Source organism: Candidatus Thermoplasmatota archaeon (assembly GCA_035541015.1).
Classification (GTDB): Archaea; Thermoplasmatota; SW-10-69-26; order JACQPN01; family JAIVGT01; genus DATLFM01.
The window spans coordinates 1-8,484 of the sequence record DATLFM010000056.1 but is presented as its reverse complement, the minus strand read 5'-3'; the positions used below and the strand labels follow the sequence as shown (position 1 = coordinate 8,484).

Below are 8,484 nucleotides of genomic sequence, written 5' to 3'. Positions count from 1 at the left end.
AGCGTGACGGTCCGATTGCCGGCCTGCGCGGCAACGTTCCGCGGGGCGCCCGGCGCCGAAAGGGGCAGCGGCGCGGCGGAGGCCTCGGCGCTTGCGGGACCCTCGCCGTTTGCGTTCACGGCGGTGAGGGCGTAGACGTAGGTCGCGCCCACGACGACGTCGGAGTCGACGTAGCTTCGCGGCGAGGCGGGAACGGCGGCAAGGAGGTCGAGCGGGGCGCCTTCCGGACCGCGATAGACGCGGTAGCCCGTCACGGGCGAGCCGCCGTTGGAGGAGGGCGTGTTCCAGGAGAGCGTGATCTTCTCGGGCCCGGCGGTCGCCTGGAGGTTGCGCGGGGCGGAGGGGACGGTGGGAACCGGCGTCGTGGCGGAAACCTCGATGCTTCGCGGCCCTTCGCCCACGGCGTTGGCGGCGCTCACCTCATAGAAATAGGTCGTGCCGTGCGCGACGGCGTTGTCGACGTACGTGCGCGGCGAGGCGGGGAGGTTCGCGAGGAGGGCCTTGCCCTCGCTCGTCGTTCCGCGGTACACGTTGTACGACTGGATCGGGCTCGTCCCTTCGCTCGCCGGAGCGCTCCACGAAAGCGTCACGCGGCCGTAGTCGGGTGCGGCGGCAAGGTCAAGCGGCGCGGTCGGAACCGAGGGGGGCGTCGGATCCGGGTTTGCGCCCACGACGTAGGTGCCCTTGCCCGTGCCGTCGTGGAGCGCGTACGTGCCCGAAAGCTCGGAGCCGGCAGGGGGCATCGACGTGGCCGCGCCATCCACGTTGACAAGGAGGGTCCCGTCGGCGGGGCTTCCAAGAAGGCCGCGGGGGATCTCGAACCGGAGCTCGTTGCCCGACCATGCGACCGCGATCGGGTTTCCCTGAACGCGCGCGCCGTCGTGCACCGCGCGCCATAGCGTGGCGCCGGAGAGGGCGCCGCCGGTCGAATAGGAAACCGTGGCGTAGTAGGAAAGGTCGCCCTGCACGGTGAAGCCGACTCGGTAGCGAAGCGTGACGGGCCGATCGCTGCGGTCGGCCACCTTGAGGTGGATCTGGACGTTCGAGGCGTCCGTGGTCGCGCCCAGGCGAAGAAGGTCGGCGGCAAGCCCCGATCCCGACGCGTGGTCGCCCGCGGCGTCGGAGACGACCTCGACGCCGGCGGAGGCCGAGCCTTGGGCAACGGGGACGAGGGGAGCCGCCGCGGGCAGCACGAGGGCCAGGAACAGGGCGAGCGTCGGGACTCGGGCCACCAGCATACCTCCGAACGCCCCCAACGAGACGACCGGCGGGCTTAAGCAATCTCGTGAAGGCCTATCCGCTCTTAAGCGGCCCGAGCCGAAATTTCTTTTTGGGCCGCCGTCGTCGGCGGCTCATGAGCAAGACGGCCCTGCTGGCGCTGGCGACCCTCCTCCTGGCCGGCTGCGCCGTGCCCGGCTCCGACGACCGGGGCGGCCCCGAGTCGCCGGCCATCCCCTCGATCCCGCCGCTTCGCGTGACGGTGACGCCCCGCGAGGCAGGCGAGATGCCCGGCGTGATGGACGTGGCCTCGACGGCCGCGGGCTTTGCGGCCGAATCGGAGAACTCGACGGAGTTCCCGGCCCGCTTCTTGCGGTTGGGCGGCGAGGTCTTCGTCTCGCCCGCGGGCATGGCGTGGGTACGCTACGACCTCTTCGACGAGCGCGTAAGCCAGGTCGCGATCCAGTCGCTCGCGTGGGACCTTCGGTTCCTCCTCAGCCATCCGTCCGTCTCGACGACGCGCACGCCCGTCGACGGAGGATACCGCCTCGAGGCCTCGGGCGCCTTCATGGAGACGGGCGTCCGCATCCCCTACACGCTTCGCGCCGACGTGCGGCGCGACGCGGTCGAGCGCGCCGTGGTGGAGGCGACGGGCGCCTACGAGAGCCCGTACACGCTTGATCCCGGACCCGGCGTCTCGTTCTCCGCGGAACGCCCGGCGACGTTCCGCGCGCCCGACGAGGCGGCGCGCTTGGATTCCGCCGCGGCCGACCGGCACGCGTTCCTGCTCTCGCTCGTCGAGGAGTACGCGCGAACGCGGCAGGGCATCCTGCCCGAGCGGATCGATCCGGACACGCTTGCGGTCGAGCTCCTGCGATCGGGACGCTCGTGGCCCCGGAACGCGTACGCGGAGGACCGGCCCATGGCCGACGGGGTCGAAAGCGGCGCCTTCTCGTGGACGCGGTGCGAGCTGCGCACGGGCTACTACGCAGGATACGGCTGGGACGGCGCGATCCTCGACTGGGGACGGCGGTGCGCGTAGGCCCTAGAACGGCAGCACGCCGTCGAAGGCCGCAAAGAGTCCCTTGCCGCTGATCTGCCGCGCGACCGTCGCCTTGGCGGAGACGGACTGCGTGACGGTGCCGGATGCGCCCGCGCAGGCGCCGATGCAGCCGTCCGCGTACCCGACGAGCACGCGGCCCTGCCTGTCGACCGTGATGTCGTTGAAGTCGAGCAGGTTGCGGCACGAGCCGCCATCGCCCAGGGGGCCCCGTTGCACGGGATCGTTCGTGACGCGCAGGGTCTGCCAGGTCTTGCCCGCGTCGTAGGTGTAGGCCACGTAGAGGTGCCACACGTGCGTGCTTTGCGCGTTGCAGCCGCCCGTGTTGGCCTCGTTGCTCGTGCTCCCCAGGAACGCGAAGGCGGCGCGGTCGTGGTCGCCCGCGATGACCTCGGCGAACTCCGCGCGCAGCACCGGCGGGTTTGCGAGCGCGCCCACGTTGAAGTAGCGCGTGCCGGCGGGGGCGCCGTTGCCCGTGCCCACGTCCTCCCACGTGAGGCCGCGGTCCTTCGTCACGGCGATGAACGCGCCGTTGGCCTCGGCCTGCCCGAGGTAGGTCCAGTGGCGGCCCTGCGCGTCGGTGTTGTTGCTGGGCGCCACGCTCGGATCGAAGCGGCCGCTACCGGGCGATTGCGGCACCGAGCGGACGTTCCACACATGACCGATGTCGGACGTCACCGAGAAGCCGGCGCGGCCGCTGCAGCGCTTGTTGGGCAGGAAGGCAGCCCCGTCGGGCGCGATGCGGATGTGGCCGTGCAGGCCCGCGCAGGCGTTCACCCACGGGGGCACGGTGTTCTCGAACGTGAGGCCGCCGTCGAGGCTGCGCCCGCAGAAGGCGGGGCCCGGCTGGAGGCCGGGCTGGCCGCAGTAGTACACGACGTGCGGGTACACGGCCGGGCCGGCCGCGCTTGCGTCTGCCTGCTCGACCACGCCGCGGAACGGCTGCGGGTAGGGCCCCGAGCCCACGGTCGGGTGGTCCCAGCCGGGAAGCGAGCAGGACTCGGCCATGGGGATCCACGTTCCGCCGTCGTCGTCCGTGTAGAAGAGCAAGGAGCAACCGCCCGAAAGGCCTCCCGCAAAGGTGCGCCCGGTCACGGAGTCGGTGAACAGCACCGGGTCGACGTTGATGATCGACCCAAGCGGCGTGACGTCCTGCCACTGCACGGTGGGCGGAAACACGCTGTCGTCGAAGGTCGCCCGGAGCACGCGGTTGAAGCTGTTGATGAAGACGCGGCCCGTGTTCCAGTTCACGCCGACGCCCGGCTCGCCGGCGTTGTTGCCCATGCCGGAGGGCGGCTGGGCGAGGAGGAACGAGGGCACGGGGTTCGGGACGGCGCTTGCCACGGCCGACCGCGGGCCCGTGCCAAGCGCGTTCACGGCCGCGACCTGGTAGAAGACCGTCTGGCCGTTTGCAAGCCCCGTGTCCACGAACTCGGTCACGGCCGCCGACACGGTCGCGATCTCCGAGATGTCGTTGCTCGAGGTCCCCCGGTAGACGACGTATCCGGTGACGACGGATCCTCCGGAGGAGGCCGGCGGGCTCCATTGCAGGCGGGCGGACTGGTTCATGCCGCCGGCGATGAGGTCGCGCGGGGCGCTTGGCACGGTGGGCGAGAACGGCGCCGCCGAGACTTGCGGGCTGCGGGGACCCTCGCCTTGCGCGTTCACGGCCGAGACCTCGTAGTGGTACGTCGTGCCTGCGGTCACCGCGTTGTCCGCATAGCTCGTTCCGGTCTGCGAGACGAGAAGCGAGAGGCTCACAGGGTCCGTGCCGCGGTACAGCCGGTACTCCGTGATCGGCGATCCGCCGTCCACCTCCGGGACCGACCACGAAAGCTTGATTCGGTTCAGCTCGGGCGAGGCGGCAAGGCTTCCCGGAGCGGAGGGGACCGACAGCGGGGGATTCTGGCCGATCGTGTAGACGCCCGGATCCGTCTCGTCGTAGAACGTGAGGGTGCTGCGAAGCTCGGAGGGGCCCGTGGGAATCGAGGTCACGGCGGCCGTGATCTGGATGAGATCGACGCCGTTGGCGGGGTTGCCGATGAGCGAGCGGGGCACGGTGAAGCGAAGCTCCGCCCCGGACCACTCGATGAGGATCGGATTGCCCGAGATGCGCGCGGTCTCGGGGATCGCGCGCCAGAGCGTCGCGCCGGACACCTGGCCCGAGGGCTGGTAGGACGCGGTCGCGTAGTACGAAAGCCCGCCCACGACCGTGAACCCGAGGCGGTACCGGAACGTGGCCGGAGGCGGCGAAGGATCCTGGACCTTGACGAAGAACCGCACGTTTGCGCTGTCCGTGCTCGCGCCCACGCGCAAGAGATCCGCGGAGAGGCCGGCCGTCGGCTCGTGATCGTCCGCGTCGTCGAGGAGCACGAGGAAGCCGTTGCCCGTGCCCGTGGAGTTGGCCGACCAGGGAGGCGGCAGGATCGAGACGGCAAGGACCGCCACGAGGACGCCCGCAAGCCACGCCCGAGGCCTTCGACCCGACACCGATCCGACTTGACCGACCATGTTAGCCACCGTACAGGAGCGAGAGGTTGATGTTGGCCTGGAGGGCCATCGCCTTGGCCTTCGCGATCGTCGTGCCCCACACGACGCCGCCGCCGGCGGCCAGGTGCGTGAGCACGCCAAGCGGCGCGCCGCCGCGAAGGACGCCGTTCTGGAGGCTGCACATCACGATGGCCGACCCCGAATCGCCCGGCGCCGCGGCCGCAAGCACGCCCCACGAGCCTTGCGCGTCGTTGTGGCTCACGCCAAAGCCGGCGCGGCTCATGGTGGGCATGACCTCGCCCACGGCAATGCCGTTGCCGTAGTGGCAGACCATGGAGCCGATCGTGGAGCGCCCGTCGGGGCCGGCCACGGGACCGCCGTAGACCGGAAGCGCCGTGCGGATGAGGTGCCAAAGGTTGGGCGGGATCTCCACGATGCCAAAGTCGTGCCCGATCTCCGCGCCACCCGTCTGCTGGCGCGCGTAGACGACCTTGCCCAGCGTGACGAGGTTCCCCGAGACAAAGCTGCCCGCGGCGCCGCCGAAGAGGCAGCTCGACACGCACACGCGCACCACGTGGCCGCTTGCGTTGTAGTCCGCGCCGGGACCGTGCGTGGCCGTCTTGCCGCCCGGCAGGAAGCAGTGGCCGGCCGAGCCGAGGTACCGCTTCACGCCGTCGGTCCAGACGAAGTTTGCCGTGCAGGTTCCGATGCCGCTGATGAACAAGTGGGAGCCGGGCCCGATGCCCGTGGCCTGCGAGGGGACCGGGAAGCTCGGGGGCGGGGAGCTCATCGGCGTCCCGCACGCGCCGGGGCTGGGCGCGCTCTGGCCCGCCGAGTTCCACGCCGTGACGTTGTAGCAGTACGCCTGGCCGTTCTGCAAACCGTCGTCGTAGAAGTTCGTGTCCGTCGCGTTTGCGACGAAGACGCCTCCGCGGTACACGGAGTACGCCTGGATGCTTGCGCCGCCGTTGCTTGCCGGGACGGCCCACTCGACGAAGATAGCGCCGTTCCCGCCGCTTGCCACGAGGTTGCGGGGCGCCGAGGGCGGGTTGGGCTGCGTGGGCGTCGCAAGCTGCGCGGACACCTCCGCGCTTGCCGCGCCCTCGCCCACCGCGTTTGTCGCCGTGACGCGGTAGTAGTAGCGCGTGCCCGTGACGACCTCCGTGTCCTGGAACGCGCGCGCGTTGGCGGGCACGGTCGCGCGCGGCGAGAGGCTGCCGCTTGCCGTTCCGCGGTACACGTTGTACTGGAGGATGTCCGAGCCGCCGTTGCTGGCAGGCTCGCTCCAGCTGATCGTGATCTTGTCGAGCGTGCCCGATGCCGACAGCCCGATGGGCTCCGTGGGCACGGTGAGCGGCGGGTTCTGGCCAAGCTCGTACGAGCCCACGTCGGTCTCGTCGTAGAAGGTGATGGTGCTTCGCACCTCGGAGGCGCCCGTGGGCATCGAGGTGGAGGCGGCCGTGATCTGGGCGAGCTCCGTGCCGTCGGCCGGGTTTCCCATGAGCGAGCGCGCGATCGTGAGGCGAAGCTCCGAGCCCAGCCAGTCGGCGGTGATGGGGTTGCCGGAGATGCGGGCCGTCTCGGGGACGGCGCGCCACAGCGTCGCGCCTTGCAAGGCGCCCGCGGGCGTGTGGGAGACGGTCGCGTAGTACGACAATCCGCCCACGACCGTGAAGCCGAGGCGGTAGCGGATCGTGAAGGGGTTGTTCGCGGCGTCCTGCACCTTGACGAAGAACCGGACCTGGTTCGACTCGGTGCGGGCGCCCACGCGCAGGAGGTCGGAGGCAAGACCGGCGGTCTCGTGGTCGTCGGCGGGGTCCTGGACGATCTCAAAGCCGCTCCCCGAGACGGCCGCGGCCGGGGGCATGATGGGCAGCGCGGCAAAGACGAGCGCAGCTACGAGACCCACGGTGACGACGGCGCGCAGGCGACAAACCTCCCGATCGAACGAACGACGGAAGGGGCCTTCTTAAACAGTCTCATGACTCTCTATACGTGACAAGAACCGTTCACGATCCGGCCCTTGCGATGAACATTCATCGCAGCCTTCGGCTCCGGGCGGGAACTTGAACGAACCTACTTAAGCGGAAGGCAACGTTTGCGCGTCCGTATGCCCGCCCACGCCGCGACGGCCGACGAGGTCGCCGAGCGCACCATCGGCGACCGCAAGCTCGGCTTCGTGGACCTCTCGACCGGCAAGATCGGGACGAAGACGATCCCCATCGCCCTCCGCAAGCGCCTCCTGGGCGGCCGCGGCATCAACGTCGCGCTCCTTCTCAAGCACCTTCCGCCGGGCGTCGAGCCGCTCTCGCCACAGAACGTGCTCGTCTTTGGCGCGGGCCCCTTGACGGGAACGCTTGCGCCCTCGAGCAGCCGCATGAACGTGACGTTCAAGTCGCCCGAGACGAACATCCTGGGCGACGGCAACATCGGCGGCTTCTTTGGCGCCGAGATGCGAAACGCCGGCTTCGACCACCTCGTCGTCACCGGCCGCGCCCCGCGGCCCTCGTACCTCCACGTCCAAGACGGCGGAATCGAGATCCGCGACGCGCAGCCGTACTGGGGCCACGAGACGATCGAGGTCCAGGAGATGATCCGGCGCGACTTCGGCGAGAAGCGCGTCGAGATGGTCGTGACGGGCGTGGGCGGCGAGAACCTCGTGCGCTTTGCCGCCGTCCGCTCCGGCCTGAAGCGCAGCGCCCGCTGCGGCGGCGGCGCGGTCATGGGAAGCAAGAACCTGAAGGCGATCACCGCCACGGGAACGCAGACCCTCCGCGTCGCCTACCCGAAGGAGCTCCTTCAGCGCGCCAACGAGATCCACCACTACGTCGGCGGCTCGAAGGTGGCCCAGGTGCTCGGCACCGTCGGCACGGCCTTCCTGTACGACACGAGCAACGCCATCGGCGCCATCCGCACGAAGAACAGCCAGCTCAACGCGTGGACGGACGTCTTCAACAGCGACCAGATCGAGCACCGCGTCGAGAAGATGGTGTCCTGCTCCTCGTGCTACGTGCACTGCACGCACCGCAACGACCAGGGCGGCGAAGGCCCCGAGTACTCGACGACCGGCATCATGGGCGCCAACATCTGCATCGAGACGACCGATGAGCTCATCGCGCTCAACAACCTCTGCAACGACCTCGGCTACGACACGAGCAGCGCCGGAACGATCCTCGCCTGGCACATGGAGCTCTACCAGCGCGGCATGATCACGGAGAAGGACGTGGGCTTCCCGCTCAAATGGGGCGACTACGAGACGGTCGTGAAGCTGCTGAAGATGACCAGCCGCCGCGAGGGCTGGGGCGACGTGATCGCCGAGTCCACGCAGGCCGTGCGCCTGGGCAAGCTCCCGAAGGAAGCCGCCGACTACGTCATCGCCGTGAAGGGCCTGCCGCAGAGCGACCCGCACGACGTGCGGTACCTCAAGGCGTTTGCGCTTGGCATCGCCGTCGCCTCGCGCGGCGCCGACCACCTGCGGAACCGTCCCACGCTCGAGATCTTCATGAACCTGCCCATGGAGAAGAAGGCGGCGATCTACGGCGAAGGCGTCACGCGCGACCCGACCGTCTACGAGGGCAAGGCGCAGACGGTCGCCTACAGCGACAACATGTTCGCGGCCGTCGACTCGGCGGGCATCTGCAAGTTCGTCACGCACGGCTTCAACAGCCCGCACCTCGTCGATTTCTCGATCGTGGCCGACCTCTCGCGCCTGACTT

The 8,484-nt window shown here is 69.8% G+C and carries 5 protein-coding genes; 2 read left to right on the top strand and 3 right to left on the bottom strand.

All coding sequences use genetic code 11. The features are described from left to right. Positions 1–1,232: fibronectin type III domain-containing protein (locus VM681_05270; GenBank protein ID HVL87403.1), on the bottom strand; the 1,232-nt coding region annotated here is incomplete at its 3' end. A 122-nt stretch (positions 1,233–1,354) separates the two neighbouring features. On the opposite strand from VM681_05270, the gene VM681_05265 reads away from it, so the two are divergent. Then, a complete protein-coding gene (locus VM681_05265; protein HVL87402.1) occupies positions 1,355–2,260 on the top strand; it encodes a hypothetical protein in 906 nt (301 codons plus the stop codon). 3 nt (positions 2,261–2,263) lie between these two features. Here VM681_05265 and VM681_05260 read toward each other — a convergent pair whose 3' ends face one another. Continuing rightward, complete coding sequence (locus VM681_05260) at positions 2,264–4,789, bottom strand: fibronectin type III domain-containing protein (GenBank protein HVL87401.1); 2,526 nt, start codon at positions 4,787–4,789, stop codon at positions 2,264–2,266. A gap of 1 nt (position 4,790) precedes the next feature. After that, on the bottom strand, positions 4,791–6,677 hold the full coding sequence (locus tag VM681_05255; GenBank protein ID HVL87400.1) for a fibronectin type III domain-containing protein: 1,887 nt from the start codon (positions 6,675–6,677) through the stop codon (positions 4,791–4,793). Between the two features lie 201 nt (positions 6,678–6,878). Between VM681_05255 and VM681_05250 the strand changes: the two genes are divergently transcribed. Continuing rightward, positions 6,879–8,484 (top strand): aldehyde ferredoxin oxidoreductase N-terminal domain-containing protein (locus VM681_05250; GenBank protein ID HVL87399.1); only part of this gene is annotated, 1,606 nt, incomplete at its 3' end.

Excerpts from the sequence above, each read along its gene's own strand:
- VM681_05265 (HVL87402.1), top strand. The coding sequence starts at position 1,355 with ATGAGCAAGACGGCCCTGCTGGCGCTGGCGACCCTCCTCCTGGCCGGC.
- VM681_05260 (HVL87401.1), bottom strand. The coding sequence starts at position 4,789 with ATGGTCGGTCAAGTCGGATCGGTGTCGGGTCGAAGGCCTCGGGCGTGG.